Source organism: Pseudomonas sp. Ag1 (assembly GCF_000278565.1).
GTDB lineage: Bacteria > Pseudomonadota > Gammaproteobacteria > Pseudomonadales > Pseudomonadaceae > Aquipseudomonas.
Window position 1 is genome coordinate 127,678 of sequence record NZ_AKVH01000098.1, and the last position, 24,842, is coordinate 152,519.

The window sequence follows — 24,842 nt, forward strand, 5'->3', positions numbered from 1 at the left end:
TGACCGCAACCCACGCGCTTTCTAGAATCGCCCGACATTTTTGCCCGGAACTTACTTCCAGCCAATGTCGTCATCTATTCGTAAAACCAACCATTCAGACGCATTGACCCGCCTGGCTCAAGCCGTGGCGGTGGCTGTGTCCGCTACTCTGGCGGGCTGCCAATCGACCCATTTTGCCGCACAATCCACCGTGCAACCCAAGCCAAACCTTACCGCCAAGATCAAGCAAAAACCCCTTTGGCTATCAGAGAAGCCAAGCCCGGAAGTGCCCCAGGATGTCTGGGAACGCATGCGCCGGGGCTTTCAATTGCAGGACGGGTTAGGCGTCAACCCGCGCATTGAACAGCAACGATTGTGGTTTGCCAGCAACCCATCCTTCCTCGAGAACGCCGGCGAACGCGGCAGCCTCTACATTCATTACATCGTCGAACGCCTTGAAGAACGCAACATGCCGCTGGAGCTGGCGCTGCTGCCAGTGATTGAAAGTGCCTACAACCCAATGGCCTATTCCCGCAGCGATGCGGTCGGGCTGTGGCAGTTCGTTCCCGCCACCGGGCGCTATTTCAACCTGCGCCAGACCCGCGCCTACGACGGCCGCCGCGACATCACCGCCTCCACCACCGCAGCCCTGGACTACCTGACTCGCCTGCATGACATGTTCAACGGCGACTGGTTGCTGGCCCTGGCGGCTTACAACGCCGGTGAGGGCACGGTCAGCCGGGCCATCGAGCGTAACGAGAAGCTCGGTTTGCCGACGGACTACTGGAACCTGCCACTGCCCCAGGAAACCAAGGACTACGTGCCCAAGTTCCTGGCGCTGTCCCAGGTGGTGCTGGCCCCTGAGGCGTATGGCGTCAACCTGAACCCGATCGCCAACACGCCGTACTTCGAAGTGGTAGAAATCAAGACCAGCATGGACCTGTCACGGGTCGCCGCGCTGGCCGAGATTGACGAAGACGAACTGTTCCAGCTCAACCCGGCCTTGAAACAGCGCACCACCCTGGACGGCCCGCAGCATTTGCTGGTGCCGACGTCCAAGGCGCAGTTGCTGGCCAGCAGCCTTTCGGCGATGAAGCCCGAAGAATTGCTGAGCATGCGCCCGAAAAAGCCGGTGTTCGACGACGTTGAGCACAAGGCCATTGCCGGTCGCACCCGCAACTACAAGGTGCGCAGCGGCGACAACCTGACGCTGATCGCCAAGGCCAACAAGGTCGATGTACATGACCTGCAGCGCTGGAACAAGCTCAACGGGCAGGCGCTCAAGGTCGGCCAGACCCTGGTGATGCAGGACACCCGCAAGCTGGTGGCCAAGGCCGACAGCAAGAAGCCGGTGCAGTACAAGGTCAAGAAAGGCGATTCGCTGTACATCGTCGCCAAGCGCTTCAACGTCGAGATGCAACATCTCAAGCGCTGGAACCCACGCACTGGCCAGGCGCTGAAACCTGGGCAGATGCTGGTGGTTTCCGGGCCGCGCTAAGCAGCAAACACGAGGGGGAACTGGCAACAGCTCCCCCTTTGTTCTTCACCCTGCCAACCCCCATCCAAGCCTGTAGTCTCCCTCCTGCGGCGCCAGCCTTTTTCCAATCGGAACAAGCTGTTACTGTACGGTTCATAAAGCCCAAGCCGCCTGGATCGGATCCCTGACTTGAAGCGTCCCCTCCTTCTACTAATAAGTCTGGCCTTGAGCTTTTCCGCGAACGCGACCATTACCGAGAGCCACGGTTATGCGCAGTTCGGCACGCTCAAGTACCCGGCCAAATTCACCCACTTCGACTGGGTAAACCCCGCAGCGCCCAAGGGCGGCACCTTGCGGGTCATGGCGTTTGGCACGTTCGACACCCTCAACCCTTATACCTTCAAGGGTTCCAGCCCGGTTTCCACCGCCAATTTCCTGCAATATGGCGTCAACGAGCTCAATGAGCCGTTGATGGTCGGCACCGGCCAATATGCCCCGTCCGGCGATGAACCGACTTCCAGTTACGGCCTGATTGCCCAATCGGTGGAATACAGCGAGGACCGTAGTTGGGTAGTGTTCAACCTGCGCCCTGAAGCGCGGTTTCACGATGGCAAGCCGATCACCGCCTACGACGTGGCGTTTTCCTATCGCACGCTGCTGACCGAAGGTCACCCGCAGTACCGCACCAACCTGCAGGAAGTGGCCCGGGTCGACATTCTTAACCGGCATCGCATTCGTTTTGTGTTCAAGCGCGCCGGCAACCCGTTGCTGATCCTGCGCCTGGGCGAGCTACCGGTATTGCCCCAGCATTACTGGAAAAACCGCGACTTCAAGGCCACCACCTTCGAGCCGCCGCTGGGCAGTGGGCCTTACCGCATCAGCAAGGTCAGCCCCGGGCGACAACTGGTGTTCGAGCGGGTCAAGGATTACTGGGGCAAGGACCTGGCGGTCAACCGTGGTTTGTATAACTACGACAAGGTCGAGGTGGAGTTCTACCGCGACAGCGACGTGGCCTTCGAAGCGTTCAAGGCCGGCGAGTTCGATATCTATATCGAGCACCAGGCGAAGAACTGGGCCAACGGCTACAACTTCCCGGCGGTCAACCGCGGCGATGTGATCAAGGCGCAGATCGCCCACCAGATACCGACCCAGAGCCAGGGACTGTTCATGAACAGCCGGCGCCCGGCCTTCAGCCAGGCCAAGGTCCGCGAAGCGTTGGGGCTGATGTTCGATTTCGAGTGGACCAACCGCACCCTGTTCAGCGGCGCCTATAAACGCAGCCTCAGCTATTACCCCAACAGCGAGTTCTCCGCCACCGGCGTGCCGACCGGCCATGAGTGGCTGATGCTGTCGCCCTATCGCGACCAACTGCCGGCCAACCTGTTTACCCAGCCCTTCAGCCTGCCCCAGACCGACGGTCGCGGCATTCCTCGCGACACGATGCGCCGCGCCCTCGCATTGTTGGCGGACGCCGGCTGGAAGCTGTCCGGGCAACGCTTGCTCAACAGTGACGGGCAGCCGCTGAGGCTGGAGATTCTGCTGGTGAACCCGAACCTGGAGCGCATCCTGCAGCCCTATGTCGAGAATCTGACAAGCATCGGCGTCGATGCCCGCTTGCGCACGGTAGACCGCGCACAGTACAAACAACGCCTCGATCAGTTCGACTTCGACATGATTCTGATGACCCTCAACCAGACCCTCAGCCCCGGCCTTGAGCAGTGGCAGTATTTCCACTCCAGCCAGGCGGGGATCAAGGGCAGCAAAAATTACGCAGGCATCGCCAACCCGGTGGTCGACCACCTGCTGGACCAACTGCTGGCGGCGCAAACCCGTGAAGAACAGTTGGCCGCCGGCCGGGCGCTGGACCGCGTCCTGCTGTGGCAGCACTACAGTATTCCCAACTGGTACCTCAACTATCATCGCCTGGCGTACCGCAACCGGTTCGCCTTCGTCACCACGCCGCCCTACAGCCTGGGCCTGAGCGCATGGTGGCTGAAAGCTTCGGAGAAAGCCCAATGATACCTTTGCGTACTGCGATCCTTGGCAGCCTGCTGTTTTGCGCCGCGGCCAATGCGGCCCCGCAACATGCCCTGACCCTCTACAACGAACCGCCCAAGTACCCCGCCGATTTCAAACACGTCGACTACGTAAATCCGGATGCCCCCAAGGGTGGCACCTTCCGCGTATCCAGCATGGGCAGCTTCGACAGCCTCAACCCATTCATCAGCAAGGGCGTGCCGGCAGATGATATCGGCCTGATCTACGACACCCTCGCCCAGCAAAGCCTGGACGAACCCATCACCGAATACGGGCTGGTGGCCGGCAAGATCGAAAAGGCCCCGGACAACAGCTGGGTGCGCTTCTACATCCGCCCCGAAGCGCGCTTCCACGACGGCCACCCGATCCGTGCCGAAGACGTGGTGTTCAGCTTCCAGACACTGATGAAGGACGGCTCGCCGATCTTCAAGACCTACTACGCGGATGTCGACGAAGTGATCGCCGAGGACCCGCTGCGGGTGCTGTTCAAGTTCAAGCGCACCAACAACCGCGAACTGCCGCTGATCCTTGGGCAACTGACAGTGTTGCCCAAGCATTACTGGGAGGGCCGCGACTTCTCCAAGGGCAACCTGGAGATTCCGCTGGGCAGCGGCCCGTACAAGGTGGCCGAGGTCAAGGCCGGGCGTTCGATCCGCTACGAGCGGGTCAAGGACTACTGGGCCAAGGACCTGCCGATCAACAAGGGTTTCTACAACTTCGATTACCGGGTCACCGATTACTACCGCGACAACACCGTGGCCCTCGAAGCCCTCAAGGCCGGGCAGTTCGATTACTGGCTGGAAATCAGCGCGAAAAACTGGGCCAATGCCTACAACACCCCCGCCGTCACCCAGGGCCGCCTGATCAAGGAAGAAATTCCCAACGGCAACCCCACCGGCATGCAGGGCTTCGTGTTCAACACCCGCAAGCCGATGTTCCAGGACGTGCGAGTGCGCAAGGCCATCAGCCTGTTGCTGGACTTTGAATGGAGCAACAAGCAACTGTTCAACGGCGCCTACACCCGCAGCCGCAGTTATTTCGAAAACTCCGAGATGGCCGCCACCGGCCTGCCCGGCCCGGATGAGCTGGCGATTCTTGAACCGCTGCGGGACAAGATCCCGCCCCAGGTGTTTACCGAAGCCTTCGAGCCATCGAAGACCGACGCCAGCGGCATGATCCGCACCCAGCAGCGCGAGGCCTATCAACTGCTGCAAGAGGCCGGCTGGAAGATCGTCGACGACAAGATGGTCGACACCACCGGCAAGCCAGTGACCATCGAGTTCCTGCTGGCACAGACCGAGTTCGAACGCATCCTGTTGCCGTTCAAGCGCAACCTGGCAGACCTGGGGATCGACCTGGTGATTCGCCGGGTCGACATCTCGCAGTACATCAACCGCATCCGTTCGCGGGATTTCGACATGGTGGTGGGCAGCTTCCCGCAATCCTCATCGCCCGGTAACGAGCAGCGCGAGTACTGGAAGTCATCCAGCGCCGACAAGCCCGGCAGCCGCAACTACATCGGCCTGAAAGACCCGGCCATCGACCAGTTGGTGGAAGAACTCATCGACTCCGACTCGCGCAAGAGCCTGGTGGCCCACGCCAAGGCCCTGGACCGCGTGCTGCAGTTCGGCTACTACGTGATCCCCAACTGGCACATCAAGACCTTCCGCGTGGCGTATTGGGACCACCTCGGCCATCCGAAGGTCTCGCCACGGTATGACGTCGGCACCGCCACCTGGTGGAGCAAACCCGACGTGAAACCTGCGATAACCGTGGACACCAACCAGAGCGCCGATCCGGCGAGCGGGGGCGACTGAGATGCTGGCCTATATTTTTCGTCGACTGCTGCTGATCATCCCGACCCTGTTCGGCATTTTGCTGATCAACTTTGTGATCATCCAGGCCGCCCCGGGTGGCCCGGTGGAGCAGATGATCGCCAAGCTCGAAGGCTTTGAAGGCGCCACCAGCCGGATTGCCGGGGGCGGTGCCGAAGTCTCGGTGGCCGGTTCCAGCTACCGCGGCGCCCAGGGCCTGGACCCGGCGCTGGTGAAGGAAATCGAGAAGATGTACGGCTTCGACAAGTCGGCGCCGGAACGCTTGTGGATCATGGTCAAGAACTACGCCCGGCTGGATTTTGGCGACAGCTTCTTTCGCGATGCGAAGGTCATCGACCTGATCAAGGAAAAGATGCCGGTGTCCATCTCCCTCGGATTATGGAGCACCCTGATCATGTACCTGGTGTCGATCCCCCTGGGGATCGCCAAGGCTACGCGGCACGGCAGCCACTTCGACGTGTGGACCAGCTCGGCGATCATCGTCGGCTACGCGATCCCGGCGTTCCTGTTTGCGATCCTGCTGATCGTGGTGTTCGCCGGCGGCAGTTACTTCGACTGGTTTCCGTTACGCGGGCTCACGTCCAACAACTTTGATGAATTGAGCTGGGGCGGCAAGGTCCTCGATTACTTCTGGCACCTTGCCCTGCCGGTGACAGCGCTGGTGATCGGCAACTTCGCCACCATGACGCTGCTGACCAAAAACAGCTTCCTCGACGAGATCAACAAGCAGTACGTGGTCACCGCCAAGGCCAAGGGCCTGACCAACCACCGCGTGCTGTACGGCCATGTGTTTCGCAACGCGATGCTGCTGGTGATTGCCGGCTTCCCGTCGGCCTTCATCGGCATTTTCTTCACCGGCTCGTTGCTGGTGGAAGTGATCTTCTCCCTCGACGGCCTGGGCCTGATGAGCTTTGAAGCGGCGATCAACCGCGACTACCCGGTGGTGTTCGGCACCCTGTTTATCTTCACCCTGCTGGGATTGGTGGTGAAGCTGATCGGCGACCTCACCTACACCCTGGTCGATCCGCGCATCGACTTCGCCAGCCGGGAGCATTGAGATGAATCTATCCCCCCTCAATCGTCGCCGGTTCGAGCGTTTCAAGGCCAACAAGCGTGGCTGGTGGTCGCTGTGGCTGTTTTTGATCCTGTTCGGCCTGAGCCTGGGCGCCGAGTTGATCGCCAACGACAAGCCGCTGGCGGTGCACTACGACGGCGACTGGTACTTCCCGGCGCTCAAGCGCTACCCCGAGACCACCTTCGGCGGCGAATTCCCGCTGGAAGCCAACTACAAGAGCCCGTATATCCAGGAGCTGCTCAAAGCCAAGGACGCCTGGACGTTGTGGGCGCCGATTCCGTACAGCTACCAGAGCATCAACTACGACCTGAAAGTTCCGGCCCCCGCCCCGCCGTCACGGGACAACCTGCTGGGCACCGATGACCAGGGCCGCGATGTGCTGGCGCGGGTGATCTACGGCTTCAGGATTTCCGTGCTGTTTGCCCTGACGCTGACCGTACTCAGTTCGATCATCGGCGTGATCGCCGGGGCCTTGCAGGGTTTCTACGGCGGTTGGGTCGACCTGGCCGGCCAGCGCTTCCTGGAGATCTGGTCGGGCTTGCCGGTGCTGTATTTGCTGATCATCCTCGCCAGTTTCGTGCAGCCCAATTTCTGGTGGCTGCTGGGGATCATGCTGTTGTTTTCCTGGATGAGCCTGGTGGACGTGGTGCGTGCCGAATTCCTGCGCGGGCGTAACCTGGAATACGTGCGGGCGGCGCGGGCGCTGGGAATGCAGAACGGCGCGATCATGTTCCGCCATATCCTGCCCAACGCCATGGTCTCCACCATGACCTTCATGCCGTTCATCCTGACCGGGGCGATCGGCACCCTCACCGCGCTGGACTTCCTGGGTTTTGGCCTGCCGGCCGGCTCGCCGTCCCTGGGTGAACTGGTGGCCCAGGGCAAATCCAACCTGCAGGCGCCGTGGCTGGGCATGAGTGCGTTTGCCGTGCTGGCGATCATGTTGAGTCTGCTGGTGTTTATCGGCGAGTCCGCTCGCGATGCCTTCGACCCGAGGAAATGAGATGAATCAGGACAATCTGATCGAAGTCCGCGACCTCTCCGTCGAGTTCGTCGTAGGCAACAGCCACCAGCGGGTGGTGAACAACGTCAGCTTCGATATCAAGCGCGGCGAAACCCTGGCACTGGTGGGCGAAAGCGGCTCGGGCAAGTCGGTCACGGCGCACTCGATTTTGCGCCTGCTGCCTTACCCGCTGGCACGTCACCCGTCGGGCACGATCCAGTACGCCAACCACGATTTGCTGACCCTGAAGGAAAAGACCATCCGGCATATCCGCGGCAACCGGATTGCGATGATTTTCCAGGAGCCGATGACCTCGTTGAACCCGCTGCACTCCATCGAGAAGCAGATCAACGAAGTGCTCGGCCTGCACAAGGGGCTTACCGGCAAGGTGGCCACCAAACGCACCCTGGAGCTGCTGGAACTGGTAGGCATCCCCGAGCCCCACAAACGCCTCAAGGCGCTGCCCCATGAGCTGTCCGGCGGCCAACGCCAGCGGGTGATGATCGCCATGGCCCTGGCGAATGAGCCGGAGTTGCTGATTGCGGACGAGCCGACCACGGCACTCGACGTCACCGTGCAGTTGAAGATCCTGGAGCTGCTCAAGGAACTGCAGGCGCGCCTGGGCATGGCCTTGCTGTTGATCAGCCACGACTTGAACCTGGTAAGGCGCATTGCCCACCGGGTATGTGTGATGCAAAAAGGCTGCATCGTCGAACAGGCCGAATGCGAAACCCTGTTCCAGGCGCCGCAGCACCCTTACACCCAGGAGCTGCTGGCAGCGGAACCCAGCGGCGGCCCCGCCACCAATGAAGTCGGCCCACCGTTGCTGGAAGTCGATGACCTGAAGGTCTGGTTCCCGATCAAGAAAGGCTTCCTGCGCAATACCGTCGATTACGTCAAGGCGGTGGATGGCATCAACTTCAGCCTGCCCCAGGGCCAGACGCTGGGCATCGTTGGTGAAAGCGGCTCGGGCAAATCCACCCTGGGCCTGGCAATTTTGCGGCTGATTGCGAGCAAGGGCGGCATTCGCTTCGAAGGCCATCAGATGGACAAGCTCAGCCAGCAACAGGTGCGCCCGCTGCGCCGGGAAATGCAGGTGGTGTTCCAGGATCCGTTTGGCAGCCTGAGCCCGCGCATGTGCGTGAGCGAGATCGTCGGCGAAGGCCTGCGTATCCACAAGATGGGCACTGCCGCCGAGCAGGAAGCGGCGATTATCGCCGCGCTGAAGGAAGTGGGCCTGGACCCGGAAACCCGCAATCGCTACCCCCACGAATTTTCCGGCGGCCAACGCCAGCGCATCGCTATTGCCCGCGCCCTGGTGCTCAAGCCCCGACTGATTCTGCTGGACGAGCCGACCTCGGCCCTCGACCGTACCGTGCAGCGCCAGGTGGTGGAACTGCTGCGCAACCTGCAGGCCAAGTACAACCTGACCTACCTGTTCATCAGCCACGACCTGGCGGTGGTCAAGGCCTTGAGTCACCAACTGATGGTAGTAAAACACGGGCAGGCGGTTGAACAGGGAGATGCACCCGCGATCTTCGCCAACCCCCAGCATGCCTACACCCGGCAACTGCTGGAGGCGGCGTTTTTGGTGCCCGGCCCCTAGCAGTAGAACCACCGTAGCAGCTGTCGAGCCCCAGCGAGGCTGCGGCTCGACAGCTGCTACGCCATTGGGTGTCAGAAGTCGGTTGAGGCCGACAACTCACGCCAGGCGGCGGTCTCTTCCTTGACGTAGGCCAGCTTGTCCTCAATCGCCTGCAACGTGTCGGTACCCAGGGCCAGGCGCATCGGCGGATGCGGCGCTTCCACCAGCTTGATCATGGCCACTGCCAGCAGCTCCGGGTTACCCGGTTGCTGCTGGTTGTAGACCTTGGCCAGCTTGCGCACCTCGCCGGACGTGGCGGCGTAGTCGTCGATGATCAAGGGCGACTCCACCAGGGAGTTGCCATCCAGGAAGTCGGTACGGAAATAACCCGGCTCTACCACCGTCACCTTGACGCCCAAGGGTGCCAGCTCTGCGTGCAGCGCCTCGCTCAACCCTTCAACGGCAAACTTGGTCGAGCAGTACGTGCCGAACCCCGCCCCGGAACGGAAGCCGCCCACCGACGAAATATTGATCACATGCCCGCTGCGCGCCTGGCGCATGAACGGCAATACACCGCGAGTGACATTGAGCAGCCCGAACACGTTGGTTTCATACAAGCGGCGAACCTCATCGGCAGACGCCTCCTCCACCGCGCCCAGCAGGCCAAAACCGGCATTGTTGACCAACACATCAATGCGCCCGAAGTGCTCAATGGCGGCACGGGCAACGTCGGCAGCCTGGGATTCGTCGGTCACGTCCAGTTGCACCGCCAGCAGCCCGGGTTGCTCACCGAAGCGTTCGGTAACGGTATGGGCGTTGCGGGCCGTGGCCACCACCGCATCACCGTGGGCCAGTGCTGCCGCGACGATTTTCGCGCCGATGCCCCGGGAAGCCCCGGTTACCAGCCAAACACGCTTGAAGGAATGTGCCGTTGTCATGATCCGTACCTGATGGAGTGAATGTGAAGCCAAAGTACGCTGAGGCATTAGCCTGAAAAACCGTCTCGTGCTACAAGCACTCTGAAACAGAATTTCATAATGGCTGACCGATGAACCTTGATCCCTTCAATGGCTTGACCGAATTTCTCGCCGTGGCCGAACTGAAGAGCTTCACCCAGGCCGCTGCACGCCTCGGCGTAACACCGACGGCGGTCAGCCATGCGGTGAAGACCCTGGAGAAGCGCACGGGTGTGGTGCTGTTCCAGCGCACCACGCGCCGGGTGGCGCTGACCGAGGCCGGCATGACGCTTTACAGCCGCCTGCGCCCCGCCGCCGGGGAGATTGACGAAGCGCTGGCGGCCCTCAGTGGCTACCGCGACCGGCCCATGGGCACCCTGCGGCTGACGGTGCCAAGGTTGTCGGGCAAGTTGCTGATCGAGCCATTGATCCCGCGTTTTCGCGAGGCCTTTCCCGATGTGGTGCTGGATATTTCCCTCGACGATGCCACGGTGGACCTGGTGACCGAGGGCTTCGACGCCGGTATTCGCCTGGGGGAATCCATCGACAAAGACATGGTTGCCGTGCGCCTGACCCCGGACCTGAACTGGTCGGTGGTGGGCTCTCCCGCCTACTTTGCCAAGGCCGGCAAGCCGACAACGCCGGAAGCGCTCACGGCCCATCAAACCATCGGTTATCGCTTCCTGACCTCGGGCATGGCACACCGCTGGGAATTCGAGCGGGCGGGCCGGGAATTTACGGTCGGCGTTCAAGGCGGGTTGATCGTCAATGACCGCAACCTGATGATCGCCGCCGCGCGGGCCGGCCAGGGCCTGGCGTACGTGAGTGATTTCGAGGTCATGGAGGACCTGGCTTCAGGCGCACTGGAGCCCGTGCTGCAATCTTTCGTACCGCCAAGCAGCGGGCTGTACCTGTATTTCCCCGCCCGAACCCAGAGCCAACCGAAACTGCGGGCCTTTATCGACCTGGCCACCGCATGGATTGCCGAAAAGCGTGGGCGCTGACAACGCCGCAAAAGCAAACCAATATCATTTGCGCAGTGCCCGGCCCTTTGGTTTAATCGCGACCAATTCTTATTTACGCCAAGGCTTCTGCGCCACATGGATACTGTGTCGACCCCGTCCACCTCGTTCAGCGACCTCTACGGCAATCACCATTCCTGGCTGCTGGGGCTGCTGCGCCGGCGCCTGAGCAATCGCTGGGATGCGGCGGACCTGGCCCATGACACCTTCATCCGGGTACTCAAGCGCCCGCCGGCCGGCGCCGATGAGACGCGGGAGCGCTCCTACCTGGCCACCATCGCCCGGGGGTTGTGCATTGATCACTGGCGTCGGCGCCAACTGGAACAAGCGTGGCTGCAAAGCCTCGCGGACCGGCCGCAAGCCCTGCAACCGTCGCCGGAGCAGCGGGCAATCATTGTCGAAACCCTGTACGAAGTGGACGCCATGCTCGCGCGGCTGCCCCACAAGGTGCGCGAAGCGTTCCTGCTGGCGCAGTTGCACGGTACGCCCAACAAGCAGATCGGCGAACAGCTCGGGGTAGGCGAACGGATGGTGAAAAAATACCTGGCCCAGGCGCTGCTGCATTGTGCGGTGCTGGAAGCCGAACTGGACGGGATGCTCGTGGAGTGAACAGCCCCGGAAAGCTCAGCCATGCCAGCCTTGAGCAAGCGGCCCAATGGTACATACGCCTGCAGGATCAGCCAGAGGCTGCCCAGCACTGGCAGGCATGGCTCGGGCAAAGTCCGGAACACCAGGCCGCCTGGGGCTATGTAGAACGGGTCAGCCAACGCTTTGCGCCGTTGGCCGAGCAATCCCACAGCGCCAGCCGTGCGTTGCGCAGCTCTCGGCGCCAGACGCTCAAGACCCTGCTGGTGCTGTGTGCCGGTTCAACGCTGGCCTGGGGCACCTGGCGCAACACCGCCCTGCCCCGGTTGGTGGGAGGCTGGAGTGCGGATTACGCAACCTCCGGCGGTGAAACCCGCGAAGCGCTGCTGGACGATGGCAGCCGCCTGTGGCTGAACGCCTTGAGCGCCCTGGATGTACGTTTTGACCGGGTCCAGCGCTTGCTGCACCTGCGTTTCGGCGAAGTGCTGATCGAGACCGCAAAGGACCCGAACCGCCCGTTTCTGGTGGAGACTGAGCAGGGTCGCCTGCGGGCACTCGGCACCCGCTTCAGCGTGTTGCAGGACGGCGACAGCACTTTGCTCAATGTGTTTGAAGGCAGGGTTGAAGTGCGCACCGCCGCCAGCCGGCAACAACGAATCATCGAGGCCGGGCAACAAGTGGCCTTCACCCGCGATGGGTTCAATCTCCATTCACCCGCATCCGCCACCCGTGAGGCCTGGAGCCGTGGCGTACTGCTGGCCGACAACCTGCCGCTTGGCCAACTGGTCGCCGAACTCAATCGTTTTCGCCCCGGCTACCTGGGTTGTGATCCAGCCGTGGCGCAATTGCCGGTAATGGGTTCGTTCCCCCTCAAAGACAGCGACCACGCACTGCGCCTGCTACAGGCCGCGCTGCCGATTCAGGTCGACACGCTCATGCCGTGGTGGGTCACGGTCAGGCCCAAACACCCAGGCGCATAAAAACTTTCAGCCGTCAGTTCCCTTTTCCAAAACTCGTTCGGTAAACCCTGCAGATGCTTTCAATTCGCCGATCGATTTGATCCAAAGGGAATGTTCATGTCGCAACCCGTTCGCTTCACTTTGCGCCCGCTGGCGCTGGCCGTTACTGCTACCTTGTTGTGCCTGGGCGCGCTCGACGCGCAAGCCGCCGAGTCACCGTCGACTCAGGAAACGGCCCGCCACTACACCATCGCCGCGGGTTCGTTGGTCAACGTGCTGAACAGCTTCGCCGAGCAGTCCGGGATCTTTTTCGCCGGCCACAACAGCCTGGCCAGCGGCAAAACCAGCCCGGGCCTCAACGGCAGCTACACCCCGGCCAGCGGTTTGCAACGGCTGTTGCAAGGCAGCGGCTTGCAGGCCGTGCCCCAGGGCAACAACGGCTACGTGCTGGAGTTGGTCCCGGCCAACACCGGCGCCCTGGAACTGGGCGCCACCACCATCTCCGGCGAAGGCCTGGGCGCCACCACCGAAGACACGCACTCCTACACCACCGGCGCCATGGCCTCGGCCACCGGCCTGGCGTTGTCGATGCGCGAGACGCCGCAGTCGGTAACAGTGATCACCCGCCAACAAATGGACGACCAAGGCTCCACCAGCATCGCCGACACCCTGCGCCGTGCGCCCGGTGTGAGCGTGCAGAATTACGACAGCGAACGCTGGGAGTTTTCCAGCCGCGGCCTGCCGATCACCAACTTCCAGTACGACGGGGTCAACTCCACCTACGACGGCGTGTATGACTACGGCACCACCAGCACCGACATGGCGGTGTATGACCGCCTGGAAATCATCAAGGGCTCAGCCGGCCTGATGTCCGGCTCCGGCGATCCTTCGGCCACGGTCAACCTGATTCGCAAAAAGCCCACCCGGGACTTCAAGGCCTCGGTCACCCAGACCTTCGGCTCGTGGGACAACTACCGCACCGAAGGCGATATTTCCGGGCCTTTGACCGACTCCGGCAACGTGCGCGGGCGCTTCGTCGGCGTGTATCAGGATCGCCAGTCGTACCTGGACCACTACCAGAACACCAAGAATATCGCCTACGGCATCCTCGAAGCCGACCTGACGCCGGACACCCTGCTGACCTTCGGCATCGACCAGCAGGACACCCGCTCCCGTGGCGCCAGCTGGACCGGCTTCCCGATGTACTTCAGCAACGGTTCACGCACCGACTTCTCGCGGTCCTTCAACCCGGCCGCCGACTGGAGCCGCCGCGACTTCCAGAACCAGACCCTGTTTGCCTCGGTGGAACAAAAGCTGGCCAACGACTGGTCGCTGAAAGTCAGCCTCGACCGCAAGCGCAGCCAACACGACACCCTGCTCGCCTCCGCCAGCGGCGGCAACCCGGACCCGGTCACGGGCGGCGGGATGTACATGTTCATGGGCAAATACAAGGGTGACCAGGTGCAAAACACCCTGGACATCAACCTCAATGGCCCCTTCAGCCTGTTCGGGCGCGAGCATGAGTTGATCATGGGCTTCATGGCTACCCGCTCGAAACAGGACGTGCCGGTGTACGGCTCGATCTACCCGCCCGTGGGCGGCAGCATTTACGACTGGCGCGGCGAATACCCGAAGCCTGACATTCCCCGCAGCGGCCAGAACGACATCGTGCAACGCCAGACCGGCGCGTACCTGGCCACGCGCTTGAGACCCACCGATGACCTGTCGGTGATCCTTGGCACCCGCGTCAGCAACTTCAGCGGCACCGACAACACCGACTTCTACGACCCGACCAAGGCCGACAACCGTTTCACCTACCGCCAGACCGGCGTCGTCACGCCCTATGCCGGTATCGTCTACGACCTGAATGACATCTGGTCGGTGTACACCAGCTACACCAAGATCTACAAACCGCAAAACAGCAAGGACGCCGACCGCAAGTTGCTCGATCCGATTGAAGGCGACACCTACGAAGCCGGGCTCAAGGCCGCTTTCTTCGACGGCCGCCTGAACGCCAGCTTCGCCGCATTCCGCATCGAACAGGACAACGTTGCGCAGTACGTTTCCGGGTTTGAGACCGACTCGGTGTATCGCCCGATTGCCGGCGCCACCACCAAGGGCTTTGAAGTCGAACTGGCCGGTGAAGTGCTGGACGGCTGGAACGTATCGGCGGGCTACACCTACCAGCACAGCCGTGACGCCAACGGCGATTACGTCTACGGCTCCGTGCTGCAAACCACCACGCCCCAGCAAGTGGTGCGGTTGTTCAACAGCTATCGCCTGCCCGGCGCCCTGGAGAACCTGACCGTGGGTGGCGGCGTGAATTGGCAGAGCGAGTTCTTCGGCAATGTGTTCCAGCCCGATCCCAACGACTCGGTGAATTTCGGACAAAACTCACGCATTACCCAGGACAGCTACTTCCTGGTGGACGTCATGGCGCGCTACCGCTTCAACGAGCACCTGAGCACCACGTTGAACGTGAAAAACCTGTTCGACAAAAAGTACTACACCGGCCTGGGCAACTTCGGTACCGGCTTCTACGGTGAGCCGCGCAGCCTGCAATTGGCGACCCGCTGGGATTTTTGAGCCCAAACGCCAGACTGCCGTAGCGCTTGCAACGGCAGTCGACTCGGGCTACATCCCGTCAGGAAGGTACGTCTGTTGTTCCTTCCCGGGCCATCCGAGGATGAGGGCTCCGGTTGCCCATAAAACGTGGGCGATCCGCACGGAGCCGGACTGACATGGAAGATCTGCCCTTTCTCTCGCACTTGCTGAACTTGCTGACAGGCGCCGATGAGGCGCGAGCGGCGGCGAAGCAACCCCTTTCCCTGGCAGACGCCATCAACGGCGTAGATCCGCGGATCGGTTTCCTGCGCAGAATGGAACCCGAAACCATGAAATGAAACGTTGCAGGCCTATTTCTGTGTAATCATTCACTGCATTGTTTCCCGGTGAGACTTGTAGTGATGCGATCGCCCCTCGAACCGACTGCCCCGTCCTTCTGGCGCGACGAACGCCTGCCGTTCATTGAGGCTCGCACCATCGCCGACGGGCGGAAGGTCTGCTACACCCGCCACGCCCACGAGCACTTTTCCATCGGCGCGATCACGGCCGGGCAGAGCCTGTACATCCATGGGGCATCGACCTTCAAGATCAGCACCGGCACCGTGGTCTTGATGAATCCCGGGGATGTCCACGCCTGCAACCCCATTGATGATCTGCCCTGGTCCTATCACATGCTGTATATCGATACGGCCTGGCTGACCGACCTGCAGCACCAGCTGGGTTTCAGCAAGGACCAGGACTTTCGTCCGTTCACCGCCACCCACACCACGGATGTCGCGTTGTACCGCGGGCTGAACGAGCTGTATGAGGTGCTGGTGGACAACCACGCCGAACACCTGCACAAGCAGAGTGCGGTGGTGAGTTTTTTCACCGAGGTGCAACAACGCCTCAACCCGTCGGAGACCCCGGTGCGCGAGGTCAATCACAAGCTGGAGCGGGCCGCCGACTATATCCGCGAACATTGCACCGAGGCCCTGAAGCTCGAAGACATTTGCCAGGCGGCTGAACTGTCGCCGTCGTACCTGATTCGTGCGTTCAAGCAGTATTACGGCATGACGCCCCACGCATTCCTGGTCAATCGCCGTATTCAGTTTGCCCGCACCCAGTTGCGCAGCGGCCAGTTGATCGCCGACGTCGCACTGGCGGCCGGCTTTTCTGATCAGGCGCATTTCCAGCGCACGTTCAAACAGCACCTGGCGGCGACGCCCGGGCAATATCGCGGCTGAATCAGGCCAGCAGCAGATACCCCACGCTGGCCACCAACAAGGCGGCCATCGAGCGATTGAACAGGCGCATGCCCTGGGGATTGCTCAGGTAGCGGCGCAGGAACGTCCCGGCGTACGCCCAGCACGCCACCGACAAGTAGCAAATCACCAGGTAGATCGTCGCAAACAGCCAGACTTGCTGCGCATCGCCATCGGCGACAAACAGCCCCATGCCTGCCACACACGCCAGCCAGGCCTTGGGGTTGAGCCATTGCATGATCGCCCCATAGAGCATCGACGGCGCCGCGGCCGTGCCTTCAGCGTCCAGGCGCCCATCGTCCACTGCCAGCTTCCAGGCCATGTACAACAGGAACGCCACCCCGCCCCATTGAATCAGTTGGGTCAGCAGCGGCCAGCGCACCAGCACCTCATGCAGCCCCAGGCCGATCAACACCAGCAGCAAGGTGAATCCCAACGCGGCTCCAGCCACGTGCTTTTGACTGGCGGCAAACCCAAAGCGCGCCCCCGAACTGATGGCCACCACATTCACCGGTCCCGGCGTGATGGAAGTGGCCAAAGCGAAAGCGGCCATGGAAATGATCAAGCTCATTGCAATTCCTTTTTGTTGTGCGGGTATGAGCTGAACCTTAAGGAGAAGACGGATCGCGGTATTGAAGAAAATGCCCCTGCCGGGAATGACCGAAAAAACCACCAGTTGAAACCCTTAGCCCACCCGCTGCAAAAGACAAATTTATTCCATTGATATAACTGTATTTTTCTCTTTCCAAAGGGCGTTTTTGATAGGAAAAAATGCGTGTTTCCCAAGGTAGGCACGGTGCTAGAGTCGAGCGCACATCTGCGCCGGATGACCTCAACCTGCTCACAAAAAAGGAATCGCCATGTCACGTCGCTTATTGGCAGCTGCCTGCCTGTTGCTGTCCTTCTCCGGGGTTCAGGCCGCGGAACGCTGGGAAACCCTTCCGCCCACCCCGGCGCCGATTGCGGGGGCCAAGACCGGCTATGCCGCCGTCAATGGCATCAAGGTCTACTACACCAAGACAGGGCATGGTTCGCCGGTGATCCTGCTGCACGGTGGCCTGTCCAATTCCGATTACTGGGGCAACCAGGTCAAGGCGCTGGCTGCCAAACACACGGTCATCAGCCTCGACAGCCGTGGCCACGGGCGCAGTTCCCGGGACGAGAACCCCTTCGGTTACGACTTGATGGCCGATGATGTGGTCGCCGTACTCGACAGCCTGAAAATCCCCCGTGCCGATATCGTCGGCTGGAGCGACGGCGCAATCATCGGTATAGATCTCGCCCTGCGCCACCCCGACCGTATCGGCAAGGTGTTCGCCTTTGCCGCCAACACCCAGACCTCCGGGGTCAAGGATGGCGTAGAGAAAAACCCGACCTTCGCCGCCTTCATCGAGCGCGCCGGCCAGGAGTACGCCAGGCACTCGCCGACGCCAAAAGAGTACGACGCCTTCGTCGAGCAGATCAGCCATATGTGGGCCAGCCAACCCAACTGGACCGACGCGCAACTGGCGTCCATCAAGACTCCGATCCTGATTGTCGACGGCGACCACGATGAGGCGATCAAGCGAGAACACACCGAATACATCGCGGCGACCATTCCGGGAGCGGGCCTGCTGATTCTGCCGAACACCAGCCACTTCGCATTCCTGCAGGACCCGACGCTGTTCAATGCCGCGCTGCTGGACTTCCTGGACAGCAAATAGCCCCGCCTACTCTCCGGTCATCCGCTCCAGGCTGTTGCTCAAGTGCAACAGCATGGCGGCCCGGGCCGCGTCCGGGTCCTGGCGGCGGATGGCTTTCAGGATCGCCTCGTGCTCAAGGTTCGCCAGGCGCCCCAGCTCCATCAGGTCCGCGTCGCCGCGTTCCTCGGCATTGATCCGGGTGCGTGGGATTACCGAGTGACCCAGGTGATAAATCACGTCGGTGAAATAGGTATTGCCAGTGGCCTGGGCGATCAGGCGATGGAAGCGCACGTCAGGCTCAACGGCACTGTCGTTGTTGGCCAGCGAGTCCTGGTAATCATCCAGTGCCTGGCGCATCTGCTGCAGTTGTTCATCGGTACGGCGCAAGGCTGCCAGGGCGGCTGCCTGGGTTTCCAGGCCCATGCGCAGTTCAAGAATGCCGCGCACGCTGGCGGCGGTGTCGTGGGTCAGGTGCAGGCCGTGGCGCTCGTCGCGCTCCAGCACAAAGGTGCCGACACCGTGGCGGGTTTCCACCAACCCGGCGGCCTGCAATTTGGAAAGCGCTTCGCGCACCACCGTGCGGCTGACGCCGTACTCGCCCACGATGGCCGACTCCGACGGCAGCTTTTCACCCGGCGCCATCTGCCCCAGGAGAATCTGCTGGGTCAGCGCGGTGACGATGTCGTGGGCAAGGCCCGGGGAGCGCTTGCGATGAGGTGCCGAGCTGGGGTTTTGCATCAGGAATTCCGTTCTGGGGCGCCTGGCAATACTAGCATTCTTAGACGAGCCAACTTGTATGACAACAAACAAATAACTGTAGGAGCGAGCCTGCCCGCGAAAAAACCCGTCGCAGCTCAAACATTGCACCAAACCGCGTAATCGTTGACGATTTTCGCGAGCAAGCTCGCTCCTACAAAGGGTTGCCATCTCTGAAAATGCAGTTGTATGATGTCTATCAAGTTGTCAGACATCTCTGACAACCCAAATACGTCCCCGCACAACAATAATCAGTGGGAGTTTGACCCGTGACCCCTTCCAGCCCTGCGACAGCTGCGCCTGCCACCGACCCGGTCCTGGCCCGCGCGATCAAGAAGGTGAAGAGCCATGTGCTCCCACTGTTCGTGATCATGTTCATCGTCAACTACATCGACCGCGTCAACATCGGCTTTGTGCGTACCCATATGGAGCACGACCTGGGCATTGGTGCGGCCGCCTACGGCTTCGGCGCCGGGTTGTTTTTCATCGGCTACGCGCTGTTCGAAGTGCCGTCCAACATGCTCCTGCAAAAAGTCGGCGCGCGCATCTGGCTGACCCGCATCATGTTCACCTGGGGCATCACCGCCACATTGATGGCCTTCATCCAGAACGAAACCCACTTCTACATCCTGCGCTTTCTGCTGGGCGTGGCCGAAGCCGGCTTCTTTCCCGGGGTGATCTACTACTTCACCCGCTGGCTGCCCGGCGTCGAACGCGGCAAGGCGATTGCAATCTTCCTCAGCGGCTCGGCCCTCGCCTCGCTGATCTCCGGCCCCTTGTCCGGCGTGCTGCTGCAAATCACCGGGCTGGGCCTGCATGGCTGGCAGTGGATGTACATCATCGAAGGCATGGCGTCGGTGCTGCTGTGCTTTTTCGTGTGGTTCTGGCTGGACTCCAAACCCCACGACGCCAAGTGGCTCAGCCTTGAAGAAAAGGATGCGCTGGTGGGCGAGATCGACCGCGAACAGCGCGAGCGTGACGCCGCCACCACGGTCAAGCCGACCCTGGGCAAGCTGCTCAAGGACCGTCAGATCATGCTGTTCTGCGCCCTGTATTTCTGCATCCAATTGACGATCTATGCCGCCACTTTCTGGTTGCCGAGCATCATCAAAAAGATGGGCGACCTGAGCGACATCCAGGTGGGTTTCTACAACTCCATCCCGTGGCTGATCTCGATCATCGCGATGTACGCCTTCGCGGCACTGGCGGGCAAATTCAAGTTCCAGCAAGCCTGGGTCGCTGCGGCACTGTTGATCGCCGCCGTCGGCATGTTCCTCTCCACTACCGGCGGGCCGATCTTTGCCTTTATCGCCATCTGCTTCGCGGCGATCGGCTTCAAGTCGGCGTCCTCGCTGTTCTGGCCGATTCCCCAGGGTTACCTGGATGCACGCATCGCCGCGGCGGTGATCGCATTGATCAACTCCATCGGCAACCTCGGCGGGTTTGTCGCGCCCACCACCTTTGGTTTCCTGGAACAGACCACCGGCTCGATCCAGGGCGGTTTGTATGGCCTGGCGGGCACTTCGATCCTTGCGGCCATCCTGGTGTTTTTCGCCAGGACACTGCCCGGCCCGACCACCAGCAGCGTGCTGCAACCCGCACCCGTCTTGAGCAAATAAGGACTACACGATGAACACAGAACACCAGCACCACGCCAACAGCGCCCCGGTCGTTACCGGCCTGCAAGTCATCCCGGTGGCCGGCCACGACAGCATGCTGCTCAACCTCAGCGGTGCCCACGGGCCGTTTTTCACGCGCAACATCGTGATCCTTACCGACAGCGCCGGCCGTACCGGCGTCGGTGAGGTACCCGGCGGCGAACGCATCCGCGAGACCCTGGAAGACGCCCGCAGCCTGGTGATCGGCAAGCCCATCGGCCAGTACCAGAGCATTCTCAATGCCATGCGCCAGACCTTCGCCGCGCGGGATTCGGCGGGCCGGGGTTTGCAGACGTTTGACCTGCGCATCACCATCCATGCCGTCACGGCGATGGAAGCGGCACTCCTGGATTTGCTCGGCCAATTCCTCGAAGTCCCGGTGGCGGCCCTTCTCGGCGAAGGCCAGCAGCGCGACGCGGTGAAGATGCTCGGCTACCTGTTCTACATCGGTGATCGCCAGCAGACCGACCTGGCCTATCGCAGTGAAGACGATGCCGAAGACTGGTTCCGCCTGCGTCATGAACAGGCCATGACGCCCGAAGCCATCGTGCGTCTGGCAGAGGCGGCCAAGGCGCAATACGGCTTCAATGACTTCAAGCTCAAAGGCGGCGTACTGCGCGGCGGCGACGAAATCGAGGCGGTGACTGCACTGGCCGAACGCTTCCCCGATGCGCGCATCACCCTGGACCCCAACGGCGCCTGGTCACTCAAAGAAGCCATCGCCCTGTGTCGCGACCAGCATCATGTGCTGGCCTATGCCGAAGACCCTTGCGGCGCGGAAAACGGTTACTCCGGGCGCGAAGTCATGGCCGAATTCCGCCGTGCCACCGGGCTGCCCACCGCCACCAACATGATCGCCACCGACTGGCGTGAAATGGGGCATGCGATCCAGTTGCAATCCGTGGATATTCCCCTGGCCGACCCGCACTTCTGGACCATGCAGGGCTCGGTGCGCGTGGCGCAGATGTGCCACGAATGGGGCCTGACCTGGGGCTCGCACTCCAATAATCACTTCGACATTTCCCTGGCGATGTTCACCCAGGTGGCCGCCGCCGCGCCGGGGGAAATCACGGCCATCGACACCCACTGGATCTGGCAGGACGGCCAGCGGTTGACCAAGGCTCCGCTGAAGATTGTCGACGGCCACATCAAGGTGCCGGCCAAACCGGGCCTGGGCGTGGACATCGACATGGACGCCGTGGCCCACGCCCATGAACTGTACAAAGGCATGGGCCTGGGTGCGCGCAATGACAGCGTGGCGATGCAGTTCATGATTCCGGGCTGGACGTTCGATAACAAGCGGCCGTGCCTGGTGCGCTGACCTCAGTTGAAGATCATCGAAAAGTGCGCGCCCACCCCGGCGCGCACACCCTCGCCGACCGCCAGCGCCACCGAGCCGCCGGCCAGGTTGGCATCGCCGCAGGCAAACACACCGGGCACGGTGGTCTGGCGCGTCTCGTTGGTCAGCAGGTAGAGCCCGGTCGGCCCTTCGACAAACTCACAGCCCAACTGCTCAGCCAATGGGCTGGCCATGCGCGTACGGGACAGGGTGAAAATACCGTCCAGCGCGATCATCCGCCCGTCTGCCAATTCCACATCCGCCCGCTCACCGACAATCCGCCGCACCGCCGAGCTTTCGACGCTGACCCCACGCCGATCCAGTTGCGCCTGCTGCTCGGCATCCGGCACAAATGCGCCGTTGGTAAACAGCGTGGTGGTGCCCCAGTCCGGCAGCAGCATCGCGTGATGCATGGCCAGCGGCGACGTCGCCAGCACGCCGATGCGGCCTTGATCCAGTTCATAGCCGTGGCAATACGGGCAATGGAACACATGCTTGCCCCAGCGCTCCTTCAACCCCTCGACCTCGGGTAACTCATCCACCACGCCGGTAGCGAGAATCAAGCGTTTAGCGTTGAACTCACCCTTGCAACGGGTTCGCACCACGAAGCCATCCTGGTTTCGAGTCGCTTCAACGGCGGTGTCCTGCACCCAGGTCACCGTCGGATATTCCATCAACTGCCCTCGCCCTTCGGCAGCGATCAGCTCCGGCGGCTGGCCATCCTGGCTGAGGAAACCGTGGGAAGTGGCCGCAAACCGGTTGCGCCGCTGCCCGGCGTCAATCACCAGCACCTTGCGCCGAGCCCGCGCCAGTTGCAGCCCGGCAGACATTCCGGCGTAGCTGCCGCCGACGATAATCACGTCGTAAACCATGAAGATGACCTCTCTGGTGGCCCTTGCATCGGTTGCCGGGCACTCACGACACACCATAAGTTACATAAAAATACCTCGTCAAGCGTCTCGCAACTCCAATCGTTACGAACGATACTTTCGGGCAGGAAATTCAGAGGCTTGCAGATGAGAAACGACACCCGGCTTTCGCGCATGCTCCATGTGCTGATCCACATGGGCCGCCACGAGGAACGCGCCACCTCGGAGACCATCGCGCAGATGCTTGGTACCAACGCGGTGGTGGTACGCCGCACCCTGGGCCTGCTCAAGGAGAAAGGTTATGTGCGTTCGGAAAAAGGCCATCAGGGCGGCTGGATGCTGGGCAAGCCGCTGAGTGAAATCACCCTGCTGGACATCCACAATGCCCTTGGCACGTCGTCGATCTTTGCCGTCGGCCTGTCCACCGATCATCCGCAATGCCTGGTGGAACAGGCCGTCAATGCGGCGCTGAACCAGGCGTTTGACGATGCCCAGGCGTTGCTGCTGCAGCGTTTGGGAGAGGTGACGCTGGCACAGTTGGCGGATGATTTTGACGAGCGCTATCGGGTGGCGATAACGCCCGCACCCTGTGCGTGATGCACGCGACGCCCTAAGCGCCGCCCACCGAGCGCCACGCTGCCTCGGCCAGGGTTTCCCGGTACACCCGAGGGCTGCTGGCCGAGCGCCCGGCCAGCCAGGCACGGCAGTAGCTGTCGGCCTGGCCGATGATCAGTGATGGCAAGAGTTCGGCGGGCACCTGGCTGAGCTGATCACCCCGTCCAGGCAGCACCATCCACTCCTTCAGCAACGCATTGCGCGCCTGGTTGCGGCTTTCCAGTTCAGCGGCGAACGGGCCCTTGGTCACCGCGAAATGCGCGTGGTACTGGAAGCGCGCCCACTGCGGTTCGCTGTCTACCCAATCGACATAGCTGTGGACCAGTGCGTACACCCCCTCCTTCGCTGTTTTGGCCGATTCAAGGTAGCGCCCACGCAATTCGGCCTGGTCCTCCAGCGCGGTAAAAAACAGCGCGGCGACCAGGCCTTCCTTGTTGCCGAAGTGATGATAAATGGCGCCGACGCTGGTATCGCAGCGCGCGCGGATCATCTCGATGGTGGTGGCTTCAAGGCCCTGCTCGTTGAACAGGTCCAGGGCTGCCTTGAAGATATCGCGCTTCAATTCGGCCCTTCGGCCAGGGAAGCAACGCTGAAGCAGATCCGGGGTTTGCATGCTGAACAGGAACTCAGTCAGTGAAGAAGAACAAGCCCAGGCAGCTTGACAGATTTCCCATGGGCAGAATACTGTTCCGTTACAGAACATTATTCTGTAACGGAACAAGATTCCGTAAATTCATTTAATCAGCGAGGCAGCACCATGAGTCAGGCCCTGAGCATGTTCAACAGCGTTGGCCCCGAAGCGTTCAGCAAACTGGCGTGCCAGATGGCGCCCTACTTCAGCACCATCAACCCGTTGATGACCCAGTTGCGTCCGGGGTTTGCCTCGGTGGAAGTGCCGTTCAGCAAGGCCATCACCAACCACCTAGGCACGGTGCACGCCATTGCCATGTGCAACGCTGCGGAGTTGGCGGCGGGTACCATGACGGACGTTTCCGTGCCGGCGGGTGCGCGGTGGATTCCCAAGGGGATGACGGTGGAGTATCTGGCCAAGGCCAAGAGCAGCGTGACGGCGACGGCCAATGGCGAAGGTATCGACTGGCAAACGGCGGGTGACAAGGTGGTGCCGGTGGAGATGCTGGATGCGGAGGGGAAATTGGTGTTTACCGCGCGGATTATCATGAATGTGAAATTGGGGTGATGGGGTTGGGGGCATATCCGTTGCTGCGGTTATGGCCGCTATTGGGTTGCGCTCTCACAGCGGCCTACCAGCCGGCTTGAGTGGGGTGAAGCAACCGCAAAATCAAAGGCGGACACGGTCCAAATGTGGGAGCGGGCTTGCTCGCGAAGGTCGTTAACGATGACGTGGGYATCCTGATTCAACGCGGCGCTCTCAGGTTTTTCGCGAGCAAGCCCGCTCCCACAGAAAAGCAGATCKGTTTTCGCTCTGGCTTTTGATCTGGCTTTTAACACTCAAGCCGGCCGGKAGGCCGCTGTGCTYTTGCTTTTGMTYTTGATCTGACTGCCCCAATAAGCCCGAGGCCGAACGCAGGTATTGCGSAGCGGGTAAACCGGCAGGACGCCGGTTTAGCCGCGTCGGGCCT

22 protein-coding genes are annotated in these 24,842 nt (G+C 61.6%); 17 read left to right on the forward strand and 5 right to left on the reverse strand.

Annotation, left to right across the window (positions count from 1 at the left end; all coding sequences use genetic code 11):
* Nucleotides 1-64: 64 nt before the first annotated feature.
* The 6 genes from A462_RS16340 (at nucleotide 65) to A462_RS16315 (ending at nucleotide 9,012) form a co-directional block, all read left to right on the forward strand.
* On the forward strand, nucleotides 65-1,477 hold the full coding sequence (locus A462_RS16340; RefSeq protein WP_008435202.1) for a lytic transglycosylase domain-containing protein: 1,413 nt from the start codon (nucleotides 65-67) through the stop codon (nucleotides 1,475-1,477).
* 168 nt (nucleotides 1,478-1,645) lie between these two features.
* Nucleotides 1,646-3,475, forward strand: coding sequence for an extracellular solute-binding protein (locus A462_RS16335; RefSeq protein WP_008435204.1), 1,830 nt, complete (start codon nucleotides 1,646-1,648; stop codon nucleotides 3,473-3,475).
* A complete protein-coding gene (locus tag A462_RS16330; protein WP_003207465.1) occupies nucleotides 3,472-5,310 on the forward strand; it encodes an extracellular solute-binding protein in 1,839 nt (612 codons plus the stop codon). Before A462_RS16335 ends, A462_RS16330 begins: the two co-directional genes overlap by 4 nt.
* A gap of 1 nt (nucleotide 5,311) precedes the next feature.
* The gene (locus A462_RS16325) at nucleotides 5,312-6,385 is read left to right on the forward strand and encodes a microcin C ABC transporter permease YejB (protein ID WP_008435207.1); all 1,074 of its coding nucleotides are present in this window, start codon (nucleotides 5,312-5,314) and stop codon (nucleotides 6,383-6,385) included.
* A 1-nt stretch (nucleotide 6,386) separates the two neighbouring features.
* On the forward strand, nucleotides 6,387-7,406 hold the full coding sequence (locus A462_RS16320) for an ABC transporter permease (protein WP_008435209.1): 1,020 nt from the start codon (nucleotides 6,387-6,389) through the stop codon (nucleotides 7,404-7,406).
* Nucleotide 7,407: 1 nt separating this feature from the next.
* A complete protein-coding gene (locus tag A462_RS16315) occupies nucleotides 7,408-9,012 on the forward strand; it encodes an ABC transporter ATP-binding protein (protein ID WP_008435211.1) in 1,605 nt (534 codons plus the stop codon).
* 71 nt (nucleotides 9,013-9,083) lie between these two features.
* Here the strand turns inward: A462_RS16315 and A462_RS16310 are convergent, their stop codons facing one another.
* A complete protein-coding gene (locus A462_RS16310) occupies nucleotides 9,084-9,929 on the reverse strand; it encodes an oxidoreductase (RefSeq protein WP_008435212.1) in 846 nt (281 codons plus the stop codon).
* Nucleotides 9,930-10,039: 110 nt separating this feature from the next.
* Between A462_RS16310 and A462_RS16305 the strand changes: the two genes are divergently transcribed.
* The 6 genes from A462_RS16305 (at nucleotide 10,040) to A462_RS16285 (ending at nucleotide 16,304) form a co-directional block, all read left to right on the forward strand.
* Nucleotides 10,040-10,951: a LysR family transcriptional regulator gene (locus tag A462_RS16305; RefSeq protein ID WP_003207454.1), complete on the forward strand. Its 912-nt coding sequence runs from the start codon at nucleotides 10,040-10,042 to the stop codon at nucleotides 10,949-10,951.
* A gap of 96 nt (nucleotides 10,952-11,047) precedes the next feature.
* The gene (locus A462_RS16300) at nucleotides 11,048-11,578 is read left to right on the forward strand and encodes a sigma-70 family RNA polymerase sigma factor (protein WP_008435213.1); all 531 of its coding nucleotides are present in this window, start codon (nucleotides 11,048-11,050) and stop codon (nucleotides 11,576-11,578) included.
* Nucleotides 11,575-12,534: a FecR domain-containing protein gene (locus A462_RS16295; protein ID WP_008435214.1), complete on the forward strand. Its 960-nt coding sequence runs from the start codon at nucleotides 11,575-11,577 to the stop codon at nucleotides 12,532-12,534. Before A462_RS16300 ends, A462_RS16295 begins: the two co-directional genes overlap by 4 nt.
* A 96-nt stretch (nucleotides 12,535-12,630) precedes the next feature.
* Nucleotides 12,631-15,099: a TonB-dependent siderophore receptor gene (locus A462_RS16290; protein WP_008435215.1), complete on the forward strand. Its 2,469-nt coding sequence runs from the start codon at nucleotides 12,631-12,633 to the stop codon at nucleotides 15,097-15,099.
* 155 nt (nucleotides 15,100-15,254) lie between these two features.
* Nucleotides 15,255-15,416, forward strand: a complete 162-nt coding sequence (locus A462_RS34265; protein WP_157222841.1) for a hypothetical protein — start codon at nucleotides 15,255-15,257, stop codon at nucleotides 15,414-15,416.
* A gap of 63 nt (nucleotides 15,417-15,479) precedes the next feature.
* Nucleotides 15,480-16,304, forward strand: a complete 825-nt coding sequence (locus A462_RS16285) for an AraC family transcriptional regulator (protein WP_003207444.1) — start codon at nucleotides 15,480-15,482, stop codon at nucleotides 16,302-16,304.
* Between the two features lies 1 nt (nucleotide 16,305).
* On the opposite strand, the gene A462_RS16280 is transcribed toward A462_RS16285, so the two are convergent.
* A complete protein-coding gene (locus A462_RS16280) occupies nucleotides 16,306-16,893 on the reverse strand; it encodes a LysE family translocator (protein WP_003207442.1) in 588 nt (195 codons plus the stop codon).
* Between the two features lie 289 nt (nucleotides 16,894-17,182).
* Between A462_RS16280 and A462_RS16275 the strand changes: the two genes are divergently transcribed.
* Nucleotides 17,183-18,025 carry an alpha/beta fold hydrolase gene (locus A462_RS16275; protein ID WP_008435217.1) on the forward strand — a complete coding sequence of 281 codons (843 nt, stop codon included), beginning with the start codon at nucleotides 17,183-17,185 and terminating at the stop codon, nucleotides 18,023-18,025.
* Nucleotides 18,026-18,031: 6 nt separating this feature from the next.
* Here the strand turns inward: A462_RS16275 and A462_RS16270 are convergent, their stop codons facing one another.
* Entirely contained in the window at nucleotides 18,032-18,742 is a 711-nt protein-coding gene (locus tag A462_RS16270) for a FadR/GntR family transcriptional regulator (RefSeq protein WP_008435219.1), read from the reverse strand.
* A gap of 287 nt (nucleotides 18,743-19,029) precedes the next feature.
* On the opposite strand from A462_RS16270, the gene A462_RS16265 reads away from it, so the two are divergent.
* Both A462_RS16265 and gudD read left to right on the forward strand, forming a co-directional pair.
* Nucleotides 19,030-20,379 (forward strand): MFS transporter, encoded by a 1,350-nt coding sequence (locus A462_RS16265; protein ID WP_008435222.1) that lies wholly within the window; start codon nucleotides 19,030-19,032, stop codon nucleotides 20,377-20,379.
* A gap of 10 nt (nucleotides 20,380-20,389) precedes the next feature.
* On the forward strand, nucleotides 20,390-21,739 hold the full coding sequence (gene gudD / locus A462_RS16260; RefSeq protein WP_003207434.1) for a glucarate dehydratase: 1,350 nt from the start codon (nucleotides 20,390-20,392) through the stop codon (nucleotides 21,737-21,739).
* A 2-nt stretch (nucleotides 21,740-21,741) separates the two neighbouring features.
* On the opposite strand, the gene A462_RS16255 is transcribed toward gudD, so the two are convergent.
* Entirely contained in the window at nucleotides 21,742-22,629 is an 888-nt protein-coding gene (locus tag A462_RS16255; RefSeq protein WP_008435225.1) for an NAD(P)/FAD-dependent oxidoreductase, read from the reverse strand.
* Between the two features lie 144 nt (nucleotides 22,630-22,773).
* Between A462_RS16255 and A462_RS16250 the strand changes: the two genes are divergently transcribed.
* Nucleotides 22,774-23,223 (forward strand): Rrf2 family transcriptional regulator, encoded by a 450-nt coding sequence (locus A462_RS16250; protein WP_008435227.1) that lies wholly within the window; start codon nucleotides 22,774-22,776, stop codon nucleotides 23,221-23,223.
* Nucleotides 23,224-23,236: 13 nt separating this feature from the next.
* On the opposite strand, the gene A462_RS16245 is transcribed toward A462_RS16250, so the two are convergent.
* Entirely contained in the window at nucleotides 23,237-23,854 is a 618-nt protein-coding gene (locus tag A462_RS16245; RefSeq protein WP_032899370.1) for a TetR/AcrR family transcriptional regulator, read from the reverse strand.
* A gap of 144 nt (nucleotides 23,855-23,998) precedes the next feature.
* Between A462_RS16245 and A462_RS16240 the strand changes: the two genes are divergently transcribed.
* Nucleotides 23,999-24,439, forward strand: coding sequence for a hotdog fold domain-containing protein (locus A462_RS16240; RefSeq protein WP_008435232.1), 441 nt, complete (start codon nucleotides 23,999-24,001; stop codon nucleotides 24,437-24,439).
* Nucleotides 24,440-24,842: the final 403 nt, after the last annotated feature.